Source organism: Klebsiella oxytoca (assembly GCF_009707385.1).
GTDB classification, from domain to species: domain Bacteria; phylum Pseudomonadota; class Gammaproteobacteria; order Enterobacterales; family Enterobacteriaceae; genus Klebsiella; species Klebsiella oxytoca_C.
In genome coordinates this window covers 659,432-682,619 of record NZ_CP046115.1, presented here as the reverse complement: position 1 = coordinate 682,619, position 23,188 = coordinate 659,432, and the positions used below count along the sequence as shown (strand labels likewise).

The 23,188-nt window shown below is 52.5% G+C and carries 13 protein-coding genes, 1 tRNA gene, 3 rRNA genes and 1 pseudogene; 10 read left to right on the top strand and 8 right to left on the bottom strand.

Annotated features, from left to right (window positions below):
- Positions 1 to 124 precede the first annotated feature (124 nt).
- Positions 125 to 1,132, top strand: a complete 1,008-nt coding sequence (trpS, locus tag GJ746_RS03195) for a tryptophan--tRNA ligase (protein WP_154678899.1) — start codon at positions 125 to 127, stop codon at positions 1,130 to 1,132.
- Positions 1,133 to 1,415: 283 nt separating this feature from the next.
- On the opposite strand, the gene GJ746_RS03190 is transcribed toward trpS, so the two are convergent.
- Positions 1,416 to 2,813 (bottom strand): diguanylate cyclase, encoded by a 1,398-nt coding sequence (locus tag GJ746_RS03190; RefSeq protein ID WP_154678898.1) that lies wholly within the window; start codon positions 2,811 to 2,813, stop codon positions 1,416 to 1,418.
- A gap of 526 nt (positions 2,814 to 3,339) precedes the next feature.
- Between GJ746_RS03190 and GJ746_RS03185 the strand changes: the two genes are divergently transcribed.
- The 3 genes from GJ746_RS03185 to GJ746_RS03175 are packed head-to-tail and all read left to right on the top strand — an operon-like array spanning position 3,340 to position 8,257.
- Positions 3,340 to 4,407 (top strand): HlyD family secretion protein, encoded by a 1,068-nt coding sequence (locus tag GJ746_RS03185; protein ID WP_154678897.1) that lies wholly within the window; start codon positions 3,340 to 3,342, stop codon positions 4,405 to 4,407.
- The gene (gene rbbA, locus GJ746_RS03180) at positions 4,404 to 7,133 is read left to right on the top strand and encodes a ribosome-associated ATPase/putative transporter RbbA (protein ID WP_154678896.1); all 2,730 of its coding nucleotides are present in this window, start codon (positions 4,404 to 4,406) and stop codon (positions 7,131 to 7,133) included. The genes GJ746_RS03185 and rbbA overlap by 4 nt, the downstream gene beginning before the upstream one ends.
- Positions 7,133 to 8,257, top strand: a complete 1,125-nt coding sequence (locus GJ746_RS03175) for an ABC transporter permease (protein ID WP_154678895.1) — start codon at positions 7,133 to 7,135, stop codon at positions 8,255 to 8,257. The genes rbbA and GJ746_RS03175 overlap by 1 nt, the downstream gene beginning before the upstream one ends.
- A 41-nt stretch (positions 8,258 to 8,298) precedes the next feature.
- On the opposite strand, the gene GJ746_RS03170 is transcribed toward GJ746_RS03175, so the two are convergent.
- From GJ746_RS03170 to GJ746_RS03150, 5 genes are all read right to left on the bottom strand, one after another.
- Positions 8,299 to 8,616, bottom strand: coding sequence for a hypothetical protein (locus tag GJ746_RS03170; RefSeq protein ID WP_154678894.1), 318 nt, complete (start codon positions 8,614 to 8,616; stop codon positions 8,299 to 8,301).
- An 852-nt stretch (positions 8,617 to 9,468) separates the two neighbouring features.
- Positions 9,469 to 9,584, bottom strand: a 5S ribosomal RNA gene (gene rrf, locus GJ746_RS03165).
- Positions 9,585 to 9,782: 198 nt separating this feature from the next.
- Positions 9,783 to 12,688, bottom strand: a 23S ribosomal RNA gene (locus GJ746_RS03160).
- A 183-nt stretch (positions 12,689 to 12,871) separates the two neighbouring features.
- Positions 12,872 to 12,947, bottom strand: a tRNA-Glu gene (locus GJ746_RS03155).
- Between the two features lie 85 nt (positions 12,948 to 13,032).
- Positions 13,033 to 14,571: ribosomal RNA gene (locus GJ746_RS03150) — 16S ribosomal RNA — on the bottom strand.
- Together the 16S, 23S and 5S rRNA genes with 1 tRNA gene alongside form the textbook arrangement of a ribosomal RNA operon.
- A 606-nt stretch (positions 14,572 to 15,177) precedes the next feature.
- Here GJ746_RS03150 and GJ746_RS03145 point away from each other — a divergent pair.
- Entirely contained in the window at positions 15,178 to 16,302 is a 1,125-nt protein-coding gene (locus GJ746_RS03145) for a cupin domain-containing protein (protein ID WP_154678893.1), read from the top strand.
- Between the two features lie 85 nt (positions 16,303 to 16,387).
- Here GJ746_RS03145 and surE read toward each other — a convergent pair whose 3' ends face one another.
- The gene (gene surE, locus GJ746_RS03140) at positions 16,388 to 17,263 is read right to left on the bottom strand and encodes a 5'/3'-nucleotidase SurE (protein ID WP_154678892.1); all 876 of its coding nucleotides are present in this window, start codon (positions 17,261 to 17,263) and stop codon (positions 16,388 to 16,390) included.
- A gap of 495 nt (positions 17,264 to 17,758) precedes the next feature.
- On the opposite strand from surE, the gene GJ746_RS03135 reads away from it, so the two are divergent.
- A complete protein-coding gene (locus tag GJ746_RS03135; RefSeq protein ID WP_154678891.1) occupies positions 17,759 to 18,538 on the top strand; it encodes a histidine phosphatase family protein in 780 nt (259 codons plus the stop codon).
- 84 nt (positions 18,539 to 18,622) lie between these two features.
- Complete coding sequence (locus tag GJ746_RS03130; RefSeq protein ID WP_154678890.1) at positions 18,623 to 19,966, top strand: OprD family outer membrane porin; 1,344 nt, start codon at positions 18,623 to 18,625, stop codon at positions 19,964 to 19,966.
- Between the two features lie 164 nt (positions 19,967 to 20,130).
- Here the strand turns inward: GJ746_RS03130 and GJ746_RS03125 are convergent, their stop codons facing one another.
- Entirely contained in the window at positions 20,131 to 21,153 is a 1,023-nt protein-coding gene (locus tag GJ746_RS03125; protein ID WP_154678889.1) for a DUF1176 domain-containing protein, read from the bottom strand.
- A 106-nt stretch (positions 21,154 to 21,259) separates the two neighbouring features.
- Between GJ746_RS03125 and GJ746_RS03120 the strand changes: the two are divergent.
- The 3 genes and pseudogenes from GJ746_RS03120 to GJ746_RS03110 form a co-directional block, all read left to right on the top strand.
- Positions 21,260 to 21,832: pseudogene (locus GJ746_RS03120) on the top strand (DNA/RNA non-specific endonuclease); the annotation flags it as partial.
- Positions 21,833 to 22,121: 289 nt separating this feature from the next.
- Positions 22,122 to 22,445 carry an endoribonuclease SymE gene (symE, locus tag GJ746_RS03115; protein ID WP_154678888.1) on the top strand — a complete coding sequence of 108 codons (324 nt, stop codon included), beginning with the start codon at positions 22,122 to 22,124 and terminating at the stop codon, positions 22,443 to 22,445.
- A gap of 158 nt (positions 22,446 to 22,603) precedes the next feature.
- Positions 22,604 to 23,038 carry a VOC family protein gene (locus tag GJ746_RS03110; protein WP_154678887.1) on the top strand — a complete coding sequence of 145 codons (435 nt, stop codon included), beginning with the start codon at positions 22,604 to 22,606 and terminating at the stop codon, positions 23,036 to 23,038.
- The last annotated feature ends 150 nt before the right edge of the window (positions 23,039 to 23,188 follow it).

Sequence of the window (23,188 nt, the reverse complement as noted above, 5' to 3'; positions counted from 1 at the left end):
GTTGGTGGCTGCCTGCATAACAGGCGGCATGATTTAACGTTTCCACTATTCAAAGCCGCCGGAAGGCGGCTTTGTTGTTTCTGCGTGTCGCCCTTCGGCCTGATAGCATCCAAAGGAGTCACTCATGAACACCAGCCACACTATTCTGACCGGCGACCGCCCCACCGGCCAGCTGCATCTCGGCCACTATGTCGGGTCTCTGCGCCAGCGCGTACAGCTTCAGCACGACCACCAGCAGTTTATCCTGATCGCCGACCTGCAGGGATTAACCGATAACGGCAGCAACCCGCAAAAAATCAGCCACAACATTCTTGAGGTGATGGCCGATTATCTCGCCGTCGGCATCGATCCGCAGAAGACCACTATTTGCCTGCAATCTGCTCTGCCGGCGCTGGCCGAACTCAGCGCGCTGTATATGAATATCGTCACCGTCGCCCGGGTTGAACGCAACCCAACGGTGAAAAATGAAATCGCGCAGAAGGGATTTTCGCGATCGCTGCCGGTAGGGTTCTTAGCCTATCCCATTAGCCAGGCCGCCGATATCACCGCCTTCAAAGCCGGTCTGGTGCCGGTTGGCGACGATCAGCTCCCGATGATTGAACAAACCAACGAGATCGTGCACAAGATGAATAGCCTGACGACGACGCCGATCTTGCGGCACTGTAAAGCGCTACTCAGCGACGTAAGCCGCCTGCCGGGCGTCGACGGCAATGCTAAAATGTCGAAATCGCTGGGCAATACGCTCACGCTTTCGGCCAGCGAAGACGAGATCCATCGTGCGGTCAGCGCGATGTATACCGATCCGAATCACCTGCGAGTTACCGATCCGGGCCAGATCGAAGGTAACGTGGTCTTTACCTATCTCGATGCCTTCCATACCGATAAAACAATCGTTGCCGATATGAAAGCCCACTATCAGCGCGGAGGGCTGGGCGACAGACAGTGCAAAAACGAGCTGGAAGCCTGCCTGCAGGAGCTGCTGGCGCCGATACGCGAACGCCGGGCGACCTGTATTCAGGATAAAGGCATGCTGCTGGAGCTGCTGCGCCGGGGAAGCGAGCGGGCGCACCAGCTGACCCAACGGACGTTACATGAGGTGAAACGCGGCCTGGGGCTACCGGTGTTGTTCTGAGGCGCGGAGATCTCGCCGCATTGAAATCCGTTGCCGCATCTCTCTCGGGGGCGGCGCTTGCAGCGCCTTTCCCGGGCTACGGGTTTACTGCCGTCTGCGATCCGGTAGCCCGGACAGGCGCAGCGCGCCGCCTCCGGGAACGCCCTCCACATTGAAAGCCGTTGCCACATCTCTCCCGGGGGCGGCGCCTGAAGCGCCTTGCCAGGGCTACAGGTGCACTGCCGCCTGCGATCAGGTAGCCCGGACAGGCGCAGCGCGCCGCCTCCGGGAAGGGCTCGGCAGATTAATTCCCTTCGCCCTCATACTTCTTCACGCAGTTGCGCCCGGCGCGCTTAGCGACGTAAAGCGCGCTGTCGGCGTCGCGCAGCAACAGGTTGTAATCCGGATGACCGCTATGCACGGCGTAGCCGATGCTGGCGGTGATCGAAATCTCATTGTCAGCGCCAACGCTGAACGCCAGCTGGCTGATTTTTTTGCGCAGCCGCTCAAGGATAGTAAAGGCCTCTGCCGCGCCGGTTTCCACCAGCACCAGCAAAAACTCCTCACCGCCGTAGCGGAAGATATAGTCACTGGAGCGGATATTATCGCTGAGCAGTTCCGCGACGTGCTTAATCGCCCGATCGCCAACCATATGACCCCAGCTGTCATTGATGTCTTTAAAGTGGTCGATATCAATAATCGCTACCGTCATCGGCAGTTCATATTCCATCGCCAGCGTCACTTCATGCTTAAGAACAACCGGCAGATAACGGCGGTTCAACAGGCTGGTCAACGTATCCTTACCGCTTTGCATCTGCGACAGGCTGCTAAAAAGAACCCCCAGCTGGCTGCCGATCTGCTGGCAATGAATGTGGATCCCCTGCAGCAGAGCCTGGGTATTTTTATACTCTGAATTGTCAGTCGATGATTTCCAGGCGGATAACAGGGCATCGACCTTACTAATTAAGTCGGTGATTTCCTGCATTTGCGGATTTTTGTTAAAATAACGCACGCATTTATGGCGGAACCACAAACCAAATTCCGAATCAGATAATAACGCTCCGTTAATATCGGTCTTATTATCGCTAACGATATTAAAAATAGCGGTATTTTCCCATCCGGAGAGAGCAGCCTGCTGTTTACCATATTCCAGCGGCACGTTATCCATCAGGCTATACAGACGGTAAGCCTCTTCATTTTTTGTCGCCCGATAGTGGGATAAGGTGTAGGCATGGCACATCATTTCTACCGCCATATTAATAGCCATGATGGCGTAGTAGATGGCGGCAACGCTGGTCTCGCGATCGAGGTTACTATCGCGGATATTTTCAATCAGCCCGGCTTTCAGCTGGCGCGCACCGCGAAGAACCGCTTCTGCCGGAATACCGATGCGCGAATGAATGCTGCCGATCTGGTACTGCCGCTCCGCCAGCGCCGGCAAATTTTCCTTCTCACTCATCAGGATATCTTTCACCCAAAGAGCCAGCGAACTGCTGAGCCGCTCCTGGACTAAATCATAGGTAAGGTGCCTGGCGATGTCCGGATCCTGGAAAATAAAGTCATAAAAACGGGCTGCTAACGCCTCCGCCTGCTGCCCGGCAATATTTTTAAGCACCGCCTTCACTTCCGGTGTCAGGCTGTCGTACAGCGGCAACCATTCCTTAAAAATAATCGAGATATATTTTTGGCTTTCATCTTTCATTGAATAAAGCACTCGCCCGGCGTTAGTGTATTTTCAGGGCCGCAGATCATACAACAGTTCTTCAGGTGCAACCAGATTAAAAATGCGCCAGTTGCCTGGTAATAATATCCTCAGGTTATTAGCGTTGAGAAACAGCTAATAAGTATGATGATTTAATCAAGTGAACTGAAGATTGGGCGATCCCTATTTGTAGCATTAAAATCAGGCAGCCGTAAGGATAATATTGTCTTATTGGTGTCTTCACTTTTTTTATGTTAACCCTACGACAAGTCCATATGATGTATATGGACACACTTAGTGCGGGTGTTAGTATCACATAGACGGTAGCAATAGATATGCGTGTTTCATTAAGGCGAGGATGGCTGATGATGACCACATTAATCGCACCTCATTCTGACCGGTTAGCAGCGCAGCATAAATCACGCTCCGGTTGCCTTACCCCCTTCCTTCTTTTCCTGGAAACGAGACTTCGCCACGCGGAGCAGAAACGCGCACCACTTAGCCAATGAAACAAAGCGAGTCGCGTATGGACAAAATCAAACGACGTTGGGTCGGGTACGTTATTGGTTTACTGGTGGTGATTGCAGCAGCAGCCTGGTGGATGATGCGCCCGCCAGGACTTCCGGCAGGCTTCGCCAGCAGCAACGGTAGAATTGAAGCCACAGAAGTTGATATTGCCACCAAAACCGCCGGACGTATCGACACGATACTGGTCAAAGAGGGGCAGTTTGTTCGTCAGGGAGAAGTCTTAGCCCGGATGGATACTCGGGTACTCAACGAACAAAGACTGGAAGCCGCCGCGCAAATCAAAGAAGCAGAAAGCTCAATTGCCGCCGCGAAAGCGCTACTCGATCAGCGTCAAGGCGAAATGCGCGCCGCCGAGGCGGTCGTGAAGCAGCGGCAGGCGGAACTGAACTCAGCTTCCAGGCGTCACGTCCGTTCCAACACGCTCTCTCAACGCGGCGCCGTTTCTGCTCAGCAGCTTGATGACGACCAGGCCGCAGCTGAAAGCGCCAGAGCGGCGCTGGAATCAGCAAAAGCACAGGTTTCAGCCGCCAGAGCGGCTATCGAAGCGGCGCGAACCAGCATTATTCAGGCACAAACCCGGGTTGAGGCCGCTCAGGCTACCGAGCGCAGGATTATCGCCGATATCGATGATAGCGAGCTCAAAGCCCCACGGGATGGTCGTATTCAGTACCGCGTTTCAGAACCGGGAGAAGTCCTGGCCGCTGGAGGGCGGGTACTGAATATGGTCGACTTATCCGACGTCTATATGACCTTCTTCCTGCCTACCGAGCAGGCAGGTCTGCTGGCGCTGGGCAGCGAAGCACGCATTATCCTCGACGCAGCGCCGAATCTGATTATTCCTGCGAATATCAGTTTTGTCGCCAGCGTAGCGCAGTTTACCCCCAAAACGGTGGAGACCAGCGATGAAAGGCTGAAGCTGATGTTCCGCGTCAAAGCCCGCATTCCGCCGGAGCTGCTGGAACAGCATCTTGAGTATGTCAAAACCGGGCTGCCCGGCATGGCCTGGGTGCGCCTGGATAACCAGCTGGCGTGGCCTGAAACGCTGACGGTGAGGCTGCCACAATGAAAACTATCGCTCGCCTGGAAAACGTCAGTCAGCACTTTGGCGCGACCACCGCACTGAAGGATATTACGCTGAGCATTCCCGCCCGCTGTATGGTTGGCCTGATCGGACCAGACGGCGTGGGCAAGTCCAGCCTGCTATCGCTGATTTCCGGCGCGCGAGTGATTGAGCACGGCAACGTCATGGTGCTCGGCGGCGATATGAGCGATGTGCGCCACCGTCAGGATGTCTGCCCGAAAATTGCCTGGATGCCCCAGGGCCTTGGGAAGAACCTCTACCATACCCTGTCGGTCTATGAAAATGTCGATTTCTTTGCTCGTCTGTTCGGCCATGATAAAGCCGAACGCGACATCCGCATCAATGAGTTGCTCCAGAGTACCGGCCTGGCGCCGTTTCGCGACCGTCCGGCGGGAAAACTCTCCGGCGGGATGAAGCAAAAGCTCGGCCTGTGCTGCGCGCTCATTCACGATCCGCAGCTGCTGATCCTCGATGAACCGACAACTGGCGTCGATCCCCTCTCCCGGGCGCAATTTTGGGATCTTATCGACAGTATTCGCCAGCGTCAGCCGGAAATGAGTGTTCTGGTCGCCACGGCCTATATGGAAGAGGCGGAGCGCTTTGACTGGCTGGTCGCGATGAATGCGGGGGAGGTTCTGGCGACCGGCAGCGCGAACGAACTTAAAGCGCACACGGGAAGCCAGACCCTGGAACAGGCCTTTATCGCCCTGCTTCCCGAAGCCCAACGTCTGGCGCATAAAGAGGTGGTTATCCCGCCGCGCAACGTAGAGGAGAACGAAATTGCCATTGAAGCCCGCGGGCTGACGATGCGCTTCGGTAATTTTGTCGCCGTTGGCCACGTGAATTTTCGTATCGCCCGCGGCGAGATTTTTGGTTTTCTCGGTTCTAACGGCTGCGGTAAATCGACCACCATGAAAATGCTGACCGGGCTGCTACCGGCCAGCGAAGGCGAAGCGTGGCTGTTTGGTCAACCGGTAGACCCCAGGGATATCGAGACTCGCCGCCGTGTTGGCTATATGTCACAGGCTTTTTCCCTCTATAGCGAACTCACCGTGCGGCAAAACCTCGAGCTGCACGCCCGCCTGTTCCATATTCCCGATGCTGAGATCCCCGGGCGGATCGCCGAAATGAGCCAGCGCTTTATGCTGGAAGAGGTGGAAGACATTCTGCCCGCTTCCCTACCGTTAGGTATTCGCCAGCGGCTATCGCTGGCGGTAGCGGTGATTCATCGCCCGGAAATGTTAATTCTTGATGAACCCACTTCCGGTGTCGACCCGGTGGCCAGGGATATGTTCTGGCAGCTGATGGTCGATCTTGCCCGTCAGGATCGCGTAACGATTTTTATCTCCACGCACTTTATGAACGAGGCGGAGCGCTGCGATCGCATTTCGCTGATGCATGCCGGAAAAGTGCTGGCCAGCGATACGCCGCAGGCGCTGGTCGAACAGCGCGGCTCGGCCAGCCTTGAAGAGGCGTTTATCGCCTGGCTGCAGGAAGCGGCAGATGCGGCGCAGCCACCTGATACAGAAGCGACAACGGTTCCTGCGATTGAACACAAAACCGAAACCGCTGCGCCGCGTCAGGCGTTTAGCCTGCGCCGTCTGTTTAGCTACAGCCGCCGTGAAGCGCTTGAGCTGCGCCGGGATCCGGTACGATCGACTCTGGCCTTACTCGGCACCGTGATCCTGATGTTTATCATGGGTTACGGGATCAGTATGGACGTCGAGGATCTGCGGTTTGCGGTACTCGACCGCGACCAGACCGTCAGCAGTCAGGGCTGGTCGCAAAATATCGCCGGTTCCCGCTACTTCATTGAACAGCCTCCGCTGCAAAACTATGGCGAACTGGACAGAAGAATGCGCAACGGCGAACTAGCGGTGGCTATCGAAATCCCACCTGACTTTGGCCGCGATATCGCCCGGGGAACGCCGGTGCAAATCGGCGTGTGGGTGGACGGCGCGATGCCCAACCGTGCGGAAACGGTACGCGGATACGTGCAGGCAATGCATCTGGCCTGGCTACAGGAAATGGCCGGTCGTCAGGCTAGCCCTAATCGTGATACGTCACTGATTTCTATCGAAACTCGTTACCGCTATAACCCGGATGTGAAGAGCCTGCCGGCGATTGTTCCGGCGGTTATTCCGCTGTTGTTGATGATGATCCCAGCGATGCTCAGCGCGCTCAGCGTAGTTCGTGAGAAAGAACTCGGCTCCATTATCAATTTGTACGTCACTCCGACCACCCGCAGTGAGTTTCTGCTGGGCAAACAGGTGCCGTATATCGTGCTGGGAATGTTCAACTTTTTCCTGCTCTGCGCGCTGTCGGTATTTGTCTTTGGCGTGCCGCATAAGGGCAGTTTTCTGACGCTTACGCTGGCCGCTCTGCTCTATGTCACTATCGCCACCGGGCTTGGTCTGCTGATCTCAACCTTTATGAAAAGCCAGATTGCGGCGATTTTCGGCACCGCGATCATTACGCTTATCCCGGCAACGCAGTTTTCCGGGATGATCGACCCCGTCGCCTCGCTGGAAGGTCCAGGTCGCTGGATTGGTCAGATTTATCCAACCAGCCACTTTCTGACGATTGCGCGCGGCACGTTTTCCAAAGCGTTAAATCTGACGGATTTGTGGGCATCCTTTATTCCGCTGCTTATCGCGGTTCCGCTGGTACTCGGCCTGAGCGTATGGCTGCTGAAGAAACAGGAGGGATAATGCGCGGATTACGTAATATTTATAATTTGGGTATGAAAGAGCTACGCAGCCTGCTGGGCGACAAAGCGATGCTGACGCTAATTGTCTTTGCTTTTACCATCTCGGTTTACTCCTCCGCTACCGTGATGCCCGGTTCGCTACATCTGGCGCCTATCGCTATTGCTGATATGGATAAATCGCAGCTCTCATCGCGTCTTATCAATAGTTTTTATCGGCCCTGGTTTTTACCTCCGGAGCTCATTACCGCCGATGAGATGGACGCCGGGCTGGATGCGGGAAATTACACTTTCGCCCTCAATATTCCGCCTGATTTCCAGCGCGATGTTCTGGCCGGACGCCAGCCGGAGCTGCAGGTCAACGTTGACGCCACCCGTATGAGCCAGGCGTTTACCGGCAATAGCTATATTCAGAATATCATTACCGGGGAGGTAAACAGCTTTGTCGCGCGCTACCGGGATAACAGTGCTTTACCGGTTGAGCTGGCCGTCAGGATGCGTTTTAACCCGAATCTCGAGCAGGCGCGTTTTGGCGCCGTTATGGCGATTATCAACAATATTACCATGCTGGCGATCGTGCTTACCGGCTCGGCGCTGATACGCGAGCGGGAACATGGCACCGTGGAGCATCTGCTGGTTATGCCGGTCACACCGTTTGAGATCATGATGGCGAAGATATGGTCAATGGGGCTGGTGGTACTGGTGGTTTCCGGACTCTCCCTCGTCCTGATGGTTCAGGGTGTCCTGCAGGTACCAATTGAAGGCTCTATTCCGCTCTTTATGCTTGGGGTAGCGCTGAGCCTGTTTGCCACGACTTCAATTGGTATCTTTATGGGGACGGTGGCGCGTTCGATGCCGCAGCTGGGTCTGTTAATGATCCTGGTGCTGTTACCGCTGCAGATGCTATCAGGCGGTTCGACGCCCCGGGAGAGTATGCCGCAGGCGGTGCAGGACATCATGCTCACCATGCCGACAACCCACTTTGTCAGTCTGGCACAGGCTATTCTGTATCGAGGCGCTGATTTCTCAATCGTCTGGCCGCAGTTTCTGACGCTGCTGGCTATCGGTGGAGTGTTTTTTACTATCGCGCTACTGCGTTTTCGCAAGACCATCGGGGAGATGGCCTGAAACCAATACCGGTGTCGCAACTCCAGGTCGCGGCGCCGCTTCTATTTATTATGATTCATAAACCGGCGCAGAACCCAGGTGAAACCCATCGCCATGCTAAACAGGATGAATAGTAGCAGTATCCAACTAACGGATATTCTCAGCAGCGCACTTAACGTCATAAGAGGCTGAAGATACACGGTAAATGAATCATCGATAGATTTACCCAGCAATACCATTAGCCCATCAGTTAACCAAACAAGCGCCCGACAAACCAGCCAGATGATCGCCGGCCAGCAGAGCAATACCAGAAAGGTAAAACGCTCCCGGATATAATTTATCAGTTGGCGCAGAGGAGGCCAGTTAATCAGAATTTTCATTTCTATTCTCATATTGCCAGCCGGTAACATGCACTATTCGTCAAAAGACGTTACCGGGTTAGCTTCCATACAGGCAATGCACCCTATGTTTTTATCAAATTTGAATTAACTTAAACCAGATCGAGTTAACAAAGTGTTAAGGACACTAAGTCATTTCACTGAAAAAGTCCAGCTGTTGTGCCCGCGAATCGGCATGATGAGAGGGTTTCCTATCCATTTGTTAAGATAATTACATTAGAATAACTTCAGCATTCTGGCGGAATCGCTCTTAATAGAGTTGTTCCTGCATATTAAGCAGCAAGTATGTATATATTCTTATTTCTATGGCCAAAAAAAACCATACTAAATATGGCGAAATAAATCACTCTATTCAGATAATTAACTCATGGATAGTTATTTTCTATAGATGATAGCCTTAACATAAACATATTTTCCTTAATCGAAACTATCAACAATACGTTCAGGTAATAGCTAATCGCAATATCAGCAGTTCTCATGACGGCTGCTGTTTTACTTTTTGTATCAACAAGATGCCGCTTGATGACACATGTTTTATCGCAATAACAGTGCTGCAGGATGGGCAAGACGCTTTTTCATTAATAACAGGCGCAGTGGTAGCCACTGCTTAAATGACTGAAGCCCATGTGGGAAGGTAAGTGCAGAAACAGCCCGTCGCATTTTCGCCGTAACTCGTCCCCTTGTAGGACATGTCAGGTTTAGGCAAAAGCTATGGATATCTGTGTCAGGATATGGAATGTTACCCATATAGGTACGGGGAGTTTATCGATATGTTTGCGGAAGACAAAAACGCAAAAAGCCCATCCGTCAGGATGGGCTCTTCACTGATTTGATGCCTGGCAGTTCCCTACTCTCACATGGGGAGACCCCACACTACCATCGGCGCTACGGCGTTTCACTTCTGAGTTCGGCATGGGGTCAGGTGGGACCACCGCGCTGTTGCCGCCAGGCAAATTCTTTGTGCTCAGTACGCAATTCTTTATCGCATCAGCTGCGTTGCCCGCGCTCGCAAAGCCAGTCACATACGCCAGTATGCTCCTGCCTTTCCTTCGCCTGTCGCCTTGCTGCTGCGCAAATTATTGCGTACTCAACTCTGAATCATTGCTGAAAATCGTCTCTCAAATCCGCCAAAACATCTTCGGCGTTGTAAGGTTAAGCCTCACGGTTCATTAGTACCGGTTAGCTCAACGCATCGCTGCGCTTACACACCCGGCCTATCAACGTCGTCGTCTTCAACGTTCCTTCAGGACTCTCAAGGAGTCAGGGAGAACTCATCTCGGGGCAAGTTTCGTGCTTAGATGCTTTCAGCACTTATCTCTTCCGCATTTAGCTACCGGGCAATGCCATTGGCATGACAACCCGAACACCAGTGATGCGTCCACTCCGGTCCTCTCGTACTAGGAGCAGCCCCCCTCAATTCTCCAGCGCCCACGGCAGATAGGGACCGAACTGTCTCACGACGTTCTAAACCCAGCTCGCGTACCACTTTAAATGGCGAACAGCCATACCCTTGGGACCTACTTCAGCCCCAGGATGTGATGAGCCGACATCGAGGTGCCAAACACCGCCGTCGATATGAACTCTTGGGCGGTATCAGCCTGTTATCCCCGGAGTACCTTTTATCCGTTGAGCGATGGCCCTTCCATTCAGAACCACCGGATCACTATGACCTGCTTTCGCACCTGCTCGCGCCGTCACGCTCGCAGTCAAGCCAGCTTATGCCATTGCACTAACCTCCTGATGTCCGACCAGGATTAGCTGACCTTCGTGCTCCTCCGTTACGCTTTGGGAGGAGACCGCCCCAGTCAAACTACCCACCAGACACTGTCCGCAACCCGGATTACGGGCCCACGTTAGAACACCAGCCATTAAAGGGTGGTATTTCAAGGATGGCTCCATGCAGACTGGCGTCCACACTTCAAAGCCTCCCACCTATCCTACACATCAAGGACCAGTGTTCAGTGTCAAGCTATAGTAAAGGTTCACGGGGTCTTTCCGTCTTGCCGCGGGTACACTGCATCTTCACAGCGAGTTCAATTTCACTGAGTCTCGGGTGGAGACAGCCTGGCCATCATTACGCCATTCGTGCAGGTCGGAACTTACCCGACAAGGAATTTCGCTACCTTAGGACCGTTATAGTTACGGCCGCCGTTTACCGGGGCTTCGATCAAGAGCTTCTCCGCGAGGATAACCCCATCAATTAACCTTCCGGCACCGGGCAGGCGTCACACCGTATACGTCCACTTTCGTGTTTGCACAGTGCTGTGTTTTTAATAAACAGTTGCAGCCAGCTGGTATCTTCGACTGAGTTCAGCTCCATGAGCAAGTCACTTCACCTACCATCAGCGTGCCTTCTCCCGAAGTTACGGCACCATTTTGCCTAGTTCCTTCACCCGAGTTCTCTCAAGCGCCTGGGTATTCTCTACCTGACCACCTGTGTCGGTTTGGGGTACGATTTGATGTTACCTGATGCTTAGAGGCTTTTCCTGGAAGCAGGGCATTTGTCACTTCAGCACCGTAGTGCCTCGTCATCACACCTCAGCGTTAATAAGGTTCCGGATTTACCTGGAGCCTCCGCCTACATGCTTAAACCGGGACAACCGTCGCCCGGCCAACATAGCCTTCTCCGTCCCCCCTTCGCAGTAACACCAAGTACAGGAATATTAACCTGTTTCCCATCGACTACGCCTTTCGGCCTCGCCTTAGGGGTCGACTCACCCTGCCCCGATTAACGTTGGACAGGAACCCTTGGTCTTCCGGCGTGCGGGTTTTTCACCCGCATTATCGTTACTTATGTCAGCATTCGCACTTCTGATACCTCCAGCAGCCCTCACAGGCCACCTTCAACGGCTTACAGAACGCTCCCCTACCCAACAACACATCGTGTCGCTGCCGCAGCTTCGGTGCATGGTTTAGCCCCGTTACATCTTCCGCGCAGGCCGACTCGACCAGTGAGCTATTACGCTTTCTTTAAATGATGGCTGCTTCTAAGCCAACATCCTGGCTGTCTGGGCCTTCCCACATCGTTTCCCACTTAACCATGACTTTGGGACCTTAGCTGGCGGTCTGGGTTGTTTCCCTCTTCACGACGGACGTTAGCACCCGCCGTGTGTCTCCCGTGATAACATTCTTCGGTATTCGTAGTTTGCATCGGGTTGGTAAGTCGGGATGACCCCCTAGCCGAAACAGTGCTCTACCCCCGAAGATGAGTTCACGAGGCGCTACCTAAATAGCTTTCGGGGAGAACCAGCTATCTCCCGGTTTGATTGGCCTTTCACCCCCAGCCACAAGTCATCCGCTAATTTTTCAACATTAGTCGGTTCGGTCCTCCAGTTAGTGTTACCCAACCTTCAACCTGCCCATGGCTAGATCACCGGGTTTCGGGTCTATACCCTGCAACTTAACGCCCAGTTAAGACTCGGTTTCCCTGCGGCTCCCCTATACGGTTAACCTTGCTACAGAATATAAGTCGCTGACCCATTATACAAAAGGTACGCAGTCACCCCACATGGAGGCTCCTACTGCTTGTACGTACACGGTTTCAGGTTCTTTTTCACTCCCCTCGCCGGGGTTCTTTTCGCCTTTCCCTCACGGTACTGGTTCACTATCGGTCAGTCAGGAGTATTTAGCCTTGGAGGATGGTCCCCCCATATTCAGACAGGATACCACGTGTCCCGCCCTACTCTTCGAGTTCACAGCATGTGCATTTTGGTGTACGGGACTATCACCCTGTACCGTCGGACTTTCCAGACCGTTCCACTAACACACACGCTGATTCAGACTCCGGGCTGCTCCCCGTTCGCTCGCCGCTACTGGGGGAATCTCGGTTGATTTCTTTTCCTCGGGGTACTTAGATGTTTCAGTTCCCCCGGTTCGCCTCGTTTGACTATGTATTCATCAAACGATAGTGCAACGAATTGCACTGGGTTTCCCCATTCGGACATCGCCGGTTATAACGGTTCATATCACCTTACCGACGCTTTTCGCAGATTAGCACGTCCTTCATCGCCTCTGACTGCCAGGGCATCCACCGTGTACGCTTAGTCGCTTAACCTCACAACCCGAAGATGTTTCACTTCTGATTGCGAAAATTTGAGAGACTCGAACACACTTCAACAGTGTGTCGTTTCAATTTTCAGCTTGATCCAGATTTTTAAAGAGCAAATATCTCAAACATAACTCACTGAGTTAGTTTTGAGATATAAAGGCAGGTGACTTTCACTCACAAACCAGCAAGTGGCGTCCCCTAGGGGATTCGAACCCCTGTTACCGCCGTGAAAGGGCGGTGTCCTGGGCCTCTAGACGAAGGGGACACTGAAGTCTCAATCGCAAGGACGCCTGCTATTTACTTTTCATCAGACAATCTGTGTGAGCACTACAAAGGCAGGTTCTTTCAGGTAAGGAGGTGATCCAACCGCAGGTTCCCCTACGGTTACCTTGTTACGACTCACCCCAGTCATGAATCACAAAGTGGTAAGCGCCCTCCCGAAGGTTAAGCTACCTACTTCTTTTGCAACCCACTCCCATGGTGTGACGGGCGGTGTGTACAAGGCCCGGGAACGTATTCACCGTGGCATTCTGATCCACGATTACTAGCGATTCCGACTTCATGGAGTCGAGTTGCAGACTCCAATCCGGACTACGACATACTTTATGAGGTCCGCTTGCTCTCGCGAGGTCGCTTCTCTTTGTATATGCCATTGTAGCACGTGTGTAGCCCTGGTCGTAAGGGCCATGATGACTTGACGTCATCCCCACCTTCCTCCAGTTTATCACTGGCAGTCTCCTTTGAGTTCCCGGCCGGACCGCTGGCAACAAAGGATAAGGGTTGCGCTCGTTGCGGGACTTAACCCAACATTTCACAACACGAGCTGACGACAGCCATGCAGCACCTGTCTCACAGTTCCCGAAGGCACGTTCTCATCTCTGAAAACTTCTGTGGATGTCAAGACCAGGTAAGGTTCTTCGCGTTGCATCGAATTAAACCACATGCTCCACCGCTTGTGCGGGCCCCCGTCAATTCATTTGAGTTTTAACCTTGCGGCCGTACTCCCCAGGCGGTCGACTTAACGCGTTAGCTCCGGAAGCCACTCCTCAAGGGAACAACCTCCAAGTCGACATCGTTTACAGCGTGGACTACCAGGGTATCTAATCCTGTTTGCTCCCCACGCTTTCGCACCTGAGCGTCAGTCTTTGTCCAGGGGGCCGCCTTCGCCACCGGTATTCCTCCAGATCTCTACGCATTTCACCGCTACACCTGGAATTCTACCCCCCTCTACAAGACTCCAGCCTGCCAGTTTCGAATGCAGTTCCCAGGTTGAGCCCGGGGATTTCACATCCGACTTGACAGACCGCCTGCGTGCGCTTTACGCCCAGTAATTCCGATTAACGCTTGCACCCTCCGTATTACCGCGGCTGCTGGCACGGAGTTAGCCGGTGCTTCTTCTGCGGGTAACGTCAATTGCTGCGGTTATTAACCACAACACCTTCCTCCCCGCTGAAAGTACTTTACAACCCGAAGGCCTTCTTCATACACGCGGCATGGCTGCATCAGGCTTGCGCCCATTGTGCAATATTCCCCACTGCTGCCTCCCGTAGGAGTCTGGACCGTGTCTCAGTTCCAGTGTGGCTGGTCATCCTCTCAGACCAGCTAGGGATCGTCGCCTAGGTGAGCCGTTACCTCACCTACAAGCTAATCCCATCTGGGCACATCTGATGGCAAGAGGCCCGAAGGTCCCCCTCTTTGGTCTTGCGACGTTATGCGGTATTAGCTACCGTTTCCAGTAGTTATCCCCCTCCATCAGGCAGTTTCCCAGACATTACTCACCCGTCCGCCACTCGTCACCCGAGAGCAAGCTCTCTGTGCTACCGTTCGACTTGCATGTGTTAGGCCTGCCGCCAGCGTTCAATCTGAGCCATGATCAAACTCTTCAATTTAAGTTTGATGCTCACAGAATTAAACTTCGTAATGAATTACGTGTTCACTCTTTGAGACTTGGTATTCATTTTTCGTCCGAGGACGTTAAGAATCCATGTCACTTTGAGTGCCCACACAGATTGTCTGATAAATTGTTAAAGAGCAGTGCAACGCGGCTTTCGCTCACCGTTGCGAGGTGGCGTATATTACGCTTTCCTCTTTCAGAGTCAACCCTGAATCTCAGGATTTTTTCTCTTCAACCGACCGGCTGTTTGTGTGAAGTGATTCACATCTGCCGTGTCAGTGGGAGCGCATTATAGGGAGCTCCTGAGATATAGCAACCCTTAAAATACAAAAAACTTATCAAGCGCTCATAATTTAAACTTCCCGAGACGAATTCATACTACGTAAAACAGTAAGAACCCAGCTACCGCAAGGGTTGTAGCCATCCTCGGTTAGAAGTGAGATTTTGCGGAATTCATTTTTTAGCTACTTCAGCGCCCCCTTCATCTTCTTATGACATAACTTCAGATGATGAATTAAGCATCAGCCTTGACCCATGACAAAGCGGTATAAGGAGGCATATTTCTATAATCAGGCCCGTTTCTTCTTATTGGTATAAACCCATGGCTTATCAACTCAACATTAACTGGCCCGAATTTTTGGAAAAGTACTGGCAAAAGCAGCCGGTAATAATAAAGAAGGCTTTCGCAAATTTCGTCGATCCGATTACGCCGGATGAGCTGGCCGGGCTGGCAATGGAACCGGAAGTCGATAGTCGGCTGGTAAGCCTCAAGAATGGACAATGGCAGGCCAGCAACGGGCCGTTTGAACATTTTGACGACCTGGGTGAAACCGGCTGGTCATTACTGGCTCAGGCGGTAAACCACTGGCACATGCCCGCTGCGGAGCTGGTGCGCCCCTTTCGCGTGCTGCCTGACTGGCGTTTAGACGATCTGATGATCTCTTTTTCCGTACCTGGAGGCGGCGTTGGTCCACATATCGATCAGTACGATGTTTTTATTATTCAGGGGATGGGGAGCCGCCGCTGGCGCGTAGGCGACAAGCTGCCGATGCGTCAGTTCTGCCCGCATCCAGCTCTGCTACACGTCGATCCGTTCCCACCGATTATTGATGAGGATCTGGAACCTGGCGATATTTTATATATTCCACCGGGATTCCCGCACGACGGGATAACCCATGAAACGGCGCTTAACTACTCCGTCGGCTTCCGTGGACCTAATGGTCGTGATTTGATCAGCAGCTTTGCCGATTACGCGCTGGAAAACGATCTCGGCGGCGAGCATTACAGCGATGCGGATTTAACCTGCCGCGAACATCCGGGCCGGGTAGAAGAATATGAACTGGATCGCCTGCGCAGCATGATGCTTGAGATGATTAACCAGCCGGAAGATTTCCGCCAGTGGTTTGGGCGTTTTGCTACCACGCCACGTCATGAACTGGACATTGCGCCAGCAGAACCGCCTTATGAAGAAGAAGAGATCCGCGATGCGCTGATGGGTGGTGAGAAACTGACTCGCCTGAGCGGCCTGCGCGTACTGAATATTGGCGAGAGCTTCTTTGTGAATAGCGAACAATTAGATCCGACAGAACCTCAGGCTCTGGATGCGCTTTGCCGCTATACCCTGCTAGGCAAGGATGAGCTAGATGAAGCCGCGCTGAACAATCCGCGCTTTATCGCCGAGCTGACCCGTTTGATTAACCAGGGCTACTGGTTCTTCGACGAATAATATTTCATAAATCTGTTCATATAAAGAGGACGCGGTTAACGCGCCCTCTTTTTTATATCGCTGTAGCATCTGTACTGCTACTACCTCACTTCCCGAGTAAAGCCTCATACTGAGCCTGATACTGCGGCGCATTCCATGAACCATCAAACAGGGTGTAAGTAATATACCCTTTGTTCAGCCAGCCTGAATCATCATCGCCTTCCGCTGGTTTCAGCGCCTCCGGATTCATCGTTTGTTTCGCGGTTCCGTCCGGCAGGAGTTCATAACCAATCTGTGGGGTTGGGAACTGTTCATTCTCAATATAATGAACGCCCTTAATTTCAGCCGACGGCAGCGGCGGATAGTTGATGCTCAACCCAGAGCCCTGCGGCAAAATCGGGCTTCCCGGTTTATGAGCAGAATTAAGTTTATCCACCAGAGAGACAACATAATCTACCGAGTCAGGCCAATATTTATGCGTACTCGGCCATTTATTTTTCATCTCTTCTTCTGTGAATCGATAGCCAATGCTGGCGGCGATCGCCGGGAAACCGTAGCGCAAGGCTCGCGCCGCAGCGCTGACGGTACCGGAGTTAACCTGAGCCATCCCGGTATTAGGACCATCATTAACGCCAGAAATCACCAGATCCGGCGGAGCGTCTTTCAGAACTCCCCAAAGGCCGAAATCAAGCGCATCCGCGGGCGTTCCAGGGAAGCAGTAGCGCTTATCGGCCACTTTTTTAACATCAAAAACTTTACCCGTTTTAAAGGTGATGGCCGATCCGATACCGCTCTGATTGGTTGCCGGAGCCACCAACCAGACGTCATACCCTTTTGCCGCCAGTTTTTCCTGCAGCGAGGTGGTACCAACAGACTCGCAGCCATCGTCATTAACCAGCAATATTTTTAGCGGTTTTTCAGCAGCCTGTACGCCAGCTGATGATAACGCCAGAATGGCGGCAGTCAGAATTTTCGTTCTCATCTTCACTCCTTGTTGGATAGCAGAGGTATTTCTTAGGCGCAAAAAAAAACCTAAGACCCCTGCTGCAAGCCGAGTCGGCGAACAAGGGTCTTAGGTTTTGCCTGTGGTCAGTAACAATCCCAGAGTGGAGCGAAAATAACGCCAGGCCGGGAAAGAGTCCAGAGGTAAGGGATGTATTTTGTGACAGAGATCAACCCTCTTTAACTATTTCATCAAGAAATTGCCAATTAATCCGAAAATTAAACTTAAGATACAACTCAACTAGCCTAAATTAGCTTCATGAAGATGATCACATTTATTGATATTAATAAAAAATAGAGGATGTTTTTTCTCATACTTAGTGATAACGTCGCCACAGTTGGATTGTTACTGTTAACAACAGGCGAAACCTACGTCAGATAGTTCGAGCGAGCATAGTATTATTTATGCCCCGTGTCGGATATCTGACGTAGGTTTTTTTTTGCTTATAAAAAGACCATTCAGGTGGAGTGTAATATGAAGAAGTGGCTAATAGCATTAATGATGGCGGCAGGAGCAGCAACTTGTTCCGCAGCAGAAGTTAAAAATGACGACGGTGTAAATATCTATTTCGCCCGTCATGGAAAAACCCTGCTGAATACTTTTGATCGCGTACAGGGCTGGGTGGACTCTCCGCTCACCGAAGACGGTATTCGCGTTGCCCGCTACCTTGGCGAGGGGTTAAAAGATATTCCCTTTGATAGCTTTTATTCCAGCGACGCCGGCCGTCAGCGCGAAACTATGCAGGTCATCCTCAAGCAAGCTGGAATAAGTAACTACCACCTTACTGAGCTAAGCGGCCTGCGAGAAGCCTTCTTCGGCGGTTTCGAAGGTGGCTATAACAAAGATATGGCCGACGCAGGGGCAAAACAGCTTGGCCTGAAAGATGGCGCCGCGCTTTTCAGCCAAATGAAAGCGGGAACGCTGACCGTTGATACAAACCAGAATGCGCTGGCAGCCGCTGACCCTAAAGGCATGGCGGAAAACTATCAACAGGTAAAAACCCGTACCCAAGCGGCACTGCGTACTATTGTTGAAAACGCACTGGCCCGGGGCGATAAAAATGTACTGGCAATTTCATCCGGTACCTCAATGCAAATCATGATCTCTGATTTAACGGACGATAACGCGAAAAACAAACCGCTTTCTAATGCTGCCGTCGTCAAGATTGTTTATAAAGACGGGAAATACACCGTCCCTGAAATCGGCACAATGAAATATGTCGAAGCCGGAAAAAAATCGCTCGATAAAAAATAAAACCAATACTTAATTATTTATTATGACAGGCTTCAGGCGAAAAGATCGCGCCTGGATCGCTGCGTCCCTACTCTGGGGTTTATTATGAAAATCAATACTATCACAGTCGCCATGATGATGCTGGCTCTTCCCGCCAGCGCCTGGTCCGCTACAGCAGCAAACAATATACACGAACGCGATATGGTTGATACGGTTCTCGACGATCCGTTATTTAGCCAGTCGCATATGAATTTATCTTTTAAGAACTACTGGAAATATCTTAAGGAAGAAGAAACCGAGCCAAAGAAAGTCCATAACGCATGGGGCCAGGGCGTTGCCGTCGATTATCAATCCGGCTATTTTGCCGATATTATTGGCTTTGATGCAACCTACTATGGTGCAGTAAAACTTGGCGCCAGCGATTACTTTAACTCTCGTGGCGTGCTCTACAATAATGGCAGCGGTAATAAAAAAGGCAACGCCGAAGGATTTTCTAAATTTGGTCAACGCAACGTTAAGCTGCAATATCAGCTGGCAGACGTCAATCTGAACGCCCGCTGGGGCTGGCAGACTATGAAAAACTTTGGCGTTATCTCCAACTCTACCAGACTCTCTCCGACCACCTATTTAGGCTGGACCGGCGCGGTGAACTACGGCCCGATAACGTTACGGGGTGCATACATTGAAAGCTCGATGGACCGTAACTCGCCGGATAAGAAACGTTTTCAGACCAACAGCGGGCAATATATTAATCACCTCGCCAGCGGCGATATTGTATGGCAAAGCGAGCACCTGAACATGCAGTACGGCTATGGTGAAAGCGACAACTATCTGCGCCGTCATATTCTTTTTACTAACCTTAAGCCCACAAAAGCGCTAAATATTGGTACTCAGGTCTATGCCACCCACGCGCTGGACGAGTATAAATCTATGCCGGCGAATAAGCGTGACTTTGACGACGACGCCTGGCACATCGCTATGGATGTTAAGTGGCAGGCCGATAACTGGAGCACTAAATGGGGCCTGGGCTATACCGATGCCAATAAGGCCAATGAAGTGGGCTTCTATCCGCGCCATATGAGTAAAAACTCGCGCGGGACCTTTACTTCCATGGCCTATGCCGGTAATGACTACATGCGCGACGGTGAGCTGGTCCTTTCCAATATGTCGGACTATAACCTGACGCCAGAGCTGGCTATCGGCCTGGCCGGCAATATCGCCCAGTTTAATTACCGCGGCAACCATGTCCGCACGGGGGAAATTAACGCCTTCAGCCGCTGGGAACCCACGCACCCAAGACTGAAAAATCTCACCGTTTGGGCGATGTTCGGACCTGGGTGGTCCTATCGAATGAATGGCAAAACGCCAGTGCTGACCGACGGCCATTACAGCCGGGCCAACTCGCTCTCGTCGGAAGTGATCATCGAATATAAATTTAACCTGTTCTGATACGTCCGCCCCGCCGTTAATGGCGGGGCACACTTCCATAAGTTCTTCAGCTCATCGCTATAGCTTTCATACGTTACGCCACGCACAGGCTAGTATTCAGCCTTGAAAAATCAGATAAAGCAGCGTTGCTGGCGCTCTAAAATCGACGTAAATCAATCATCTTTTCATTGAATCTTCGTGACCCATGTTGGCATATCCCAGGTACCGCCCAAACGCAGATAGCGGCACATTCCAGTCGTCGCTTCGCGACTTTTACGAAACGTAGCGCCATCCCAAATCCAGCTCGCCGTCCCCCAACAATCACCGAGCCCTCGCCCTTTCTGGCTCATAAAGATCTCGCCGTCGCCATACTCAGAACCGGAAACCGTGATAAGCACCGGCTCGCCCGCAAGCTGGCTGTCGATAACCCAGTAACCTTCGCCAGTGTTATACGCAGCCCGCCAGCAGGAGGCTGAAATCAGGGAATGGGCGTTATCAAGCGGCGTCAGGCTGATGGTTTCAGGCTCCTCCCCCTCCCCAGGCTGGATGCGTTCGCACCCGTCATCGTTCTTTAGCGTGGCCAGAAACTTCGGCTTGAGCACGGCCAGCTCAGGCGCGGTGAGGACTCTTTGCTGTGCTTGCACAGGCATGACCCGGTGAATCACCGGAGCGGGAATCGCTGCCCGGACGCTGCTTTCCGGCCTGTCGCCTTTTTTGGTCAACGCGCCCGGCGTACCGATTCGCCCCTGAACATCGTCCATTTTCAGCAGTACCGCATAAGCACCCTCGCCGGAGAGTACAAATGGCTCTTCCCCGCCTGTCAATTCGACATTCCCGCTGCCTTTGATGGCGTTAGCAATCTCCCGGGTCTGTTTATCCGACAGCGCCCAGCTCTCTTTTCCGGGCTTCACATCGCCTGCCGAGTGGCCGTTGATCCAGAGCGTTAATTTGTCAGGCACAACTTCACTATCCTCAATCTCCGCCAGCATCAGCTCTCCCGAGACGGCAGTGCCTGCTCCGGCCTGACGGGTCAGCAATACCGAGCCACCCTTTCCTTCTTCGTGGCTGTACCCCGCCGCCCGGCAGGTCAGCGTGTTATCACACACCACTTCCCAGTCTTTGTGACTGAATGAAATGCCTGTTTCCGCGAGCGCGGGGGCGCTGAGTACGGCCAATGTCATCAGCCCTCCCCAGACTTCCTTTTTCATATATTCTCTCCTTAATCTGTCATCTGTGTAGTCTGAGTAATCCCCCACTCAGAGAGAAGCGTTTTCCCCTGTCGTGACATGTTTTCAGACAACGACCTGAATGCATCGCTGCTTTACGCTTTATTGGGCATATTCCCGCCGGCTCAGCCTGGCCAGCGGGCGTTCGCGTGGCTGGAGGCGCGATCCATATTTACCCACTGCGGATACCCTTGCACTCACGGCATATAGAGGGGCCAGCGCAGACTGGCAGGCGTTAAACTATCTTTCCAATATCACCCCGCAGGCCGCCAACCTGAATCAGTAGGAGTGGGCGAGGCTGGAGGATAAGGAGCGCGCCCTCGCCCTGCGCAGCGACGTGGCGGCGGTGTGGGCCGTTACCGGGCCGCTGTTCGAACGGCATATCGCCACCCTGTCCGCCGCGCCCGAGGTGGGGCTTCCCAGCGGCTACTGGAAGATTATTTTTATCGGCTCCAGTCCGGATAAGGGCGAATACGCGGCGTTTTTGCTGGATCAGGCGACGCCCAAAAGCGCCAGTTTTTGTGATTATCAGATCACGGTGGACGAGATTGAGCGGCGAACTCATCCGGGGCTCTCGTTCTGGTCCGCCCTGCCGGCAGGTATCGCCCGCCGCCTGAAGTCCAGGAAGGGGACGCTGGCAAAAGAGATGGGGTGCCCGTAATTGGGCATGGGCATCCTGCTGCGGGCATTATCTCGCTTTTATTTTTTGAATCTGCTTTGCGGTTATTTCAGCAATATCAGGAAAGACATTTTCCGCAGGCGCTAATTAATAGCATCACGTATTCTGTTAATTCTTAATTCGTGGTTAAAGGCGTTTATTATGTCCGATTAAATTCTGGACTTTATTTTTATTACTGGTTAGGTTTACAGGTGTTATTTAGCGCGGTGCGAATGTGCGCCAACACACCCGCACCGCTGATCACAATTACTATTTATAGGGAATAGCAACCATGACTAATGCTGATTGTATTGTAGATTCGTTTGATCCAGAAGTGTCGCCGAAAAATAAGCGTCAGTTGACGGTGAGTTATGTGAGGCGTTTGCCAGATCGTCGTCTTGTTCCGGCGCTGATCATGAAGGGCGAGTGGCTGGCGGCGGCAGGGTTTTCGACCGGCACCCGGGTTGAGGTGCGGGTGATGAATGGCTGTATTGTGCTGACGGCGGTTGAGCCGGAACCGGAGCTGGAAGCTGCGATGCGCAGGGTGGAGAAGCTGTCGGCCAGGAAGCAGAAGCAGGTCAGAGAGTTTATCGGGGTGATTGGGGGACGGGGTTGAGGGGCCAGGATTGCGGTGACAGGCAGGATTTTAATGTCATGCTCTATTGACTGAGGTTCATCGCCATCCCGGGCCTGTACTCATCCATCAAATCCGTACAACGTTCGTTTTAGATAACGGATAAGTACCTGTTAATACGACTGCATGAGGAAACCATCATGGAGACTTACCGATTACATCGCGGCAGGCTTATCGACCATATCCAGCTTGTGGTAAATGATTTCGAGGCCAGCAAAGCGTTTTATACAGCCGTGCTGGCGGTCCTTGAGATCCCTGTCGTGAATACCTACGACGATTATTTTTGGGCTGATGAGCTTGTTGTTTCATCCATTAATAGCCCCGGTTCCGCAGGTAAGCCGACAGGACGCCATCACCTGGCTTTCCAGGCCAGGGATCGTGAGACGGTGGATGCTTTTTACCAGGCGGCGCTGGCACACGGCGGCAGTGATAACGGAGCACCCGGTGAGCGAACTTATCAACCGGGATACTATGCGGCCTTTGTACTCGATCCCGATGGTAACAACATAGAAGCGGTTTACCATGGCGAGGGGGAACGCAGTGCGGCATCGGTGGAGATTGGCTTCAGTCTTTAAGCATAACGGTCTCCGGGCAGGGGCCGTTTTGGGCGAATGGCGTTAAGTCAGAGCAGGAGCTAGCCCAGGTATTCGCCATATCGAAGCCCTCATAATAATGAGGGCTACATAAAATAAATTCAGTATTGCAAATTCATTACGTATTCATTT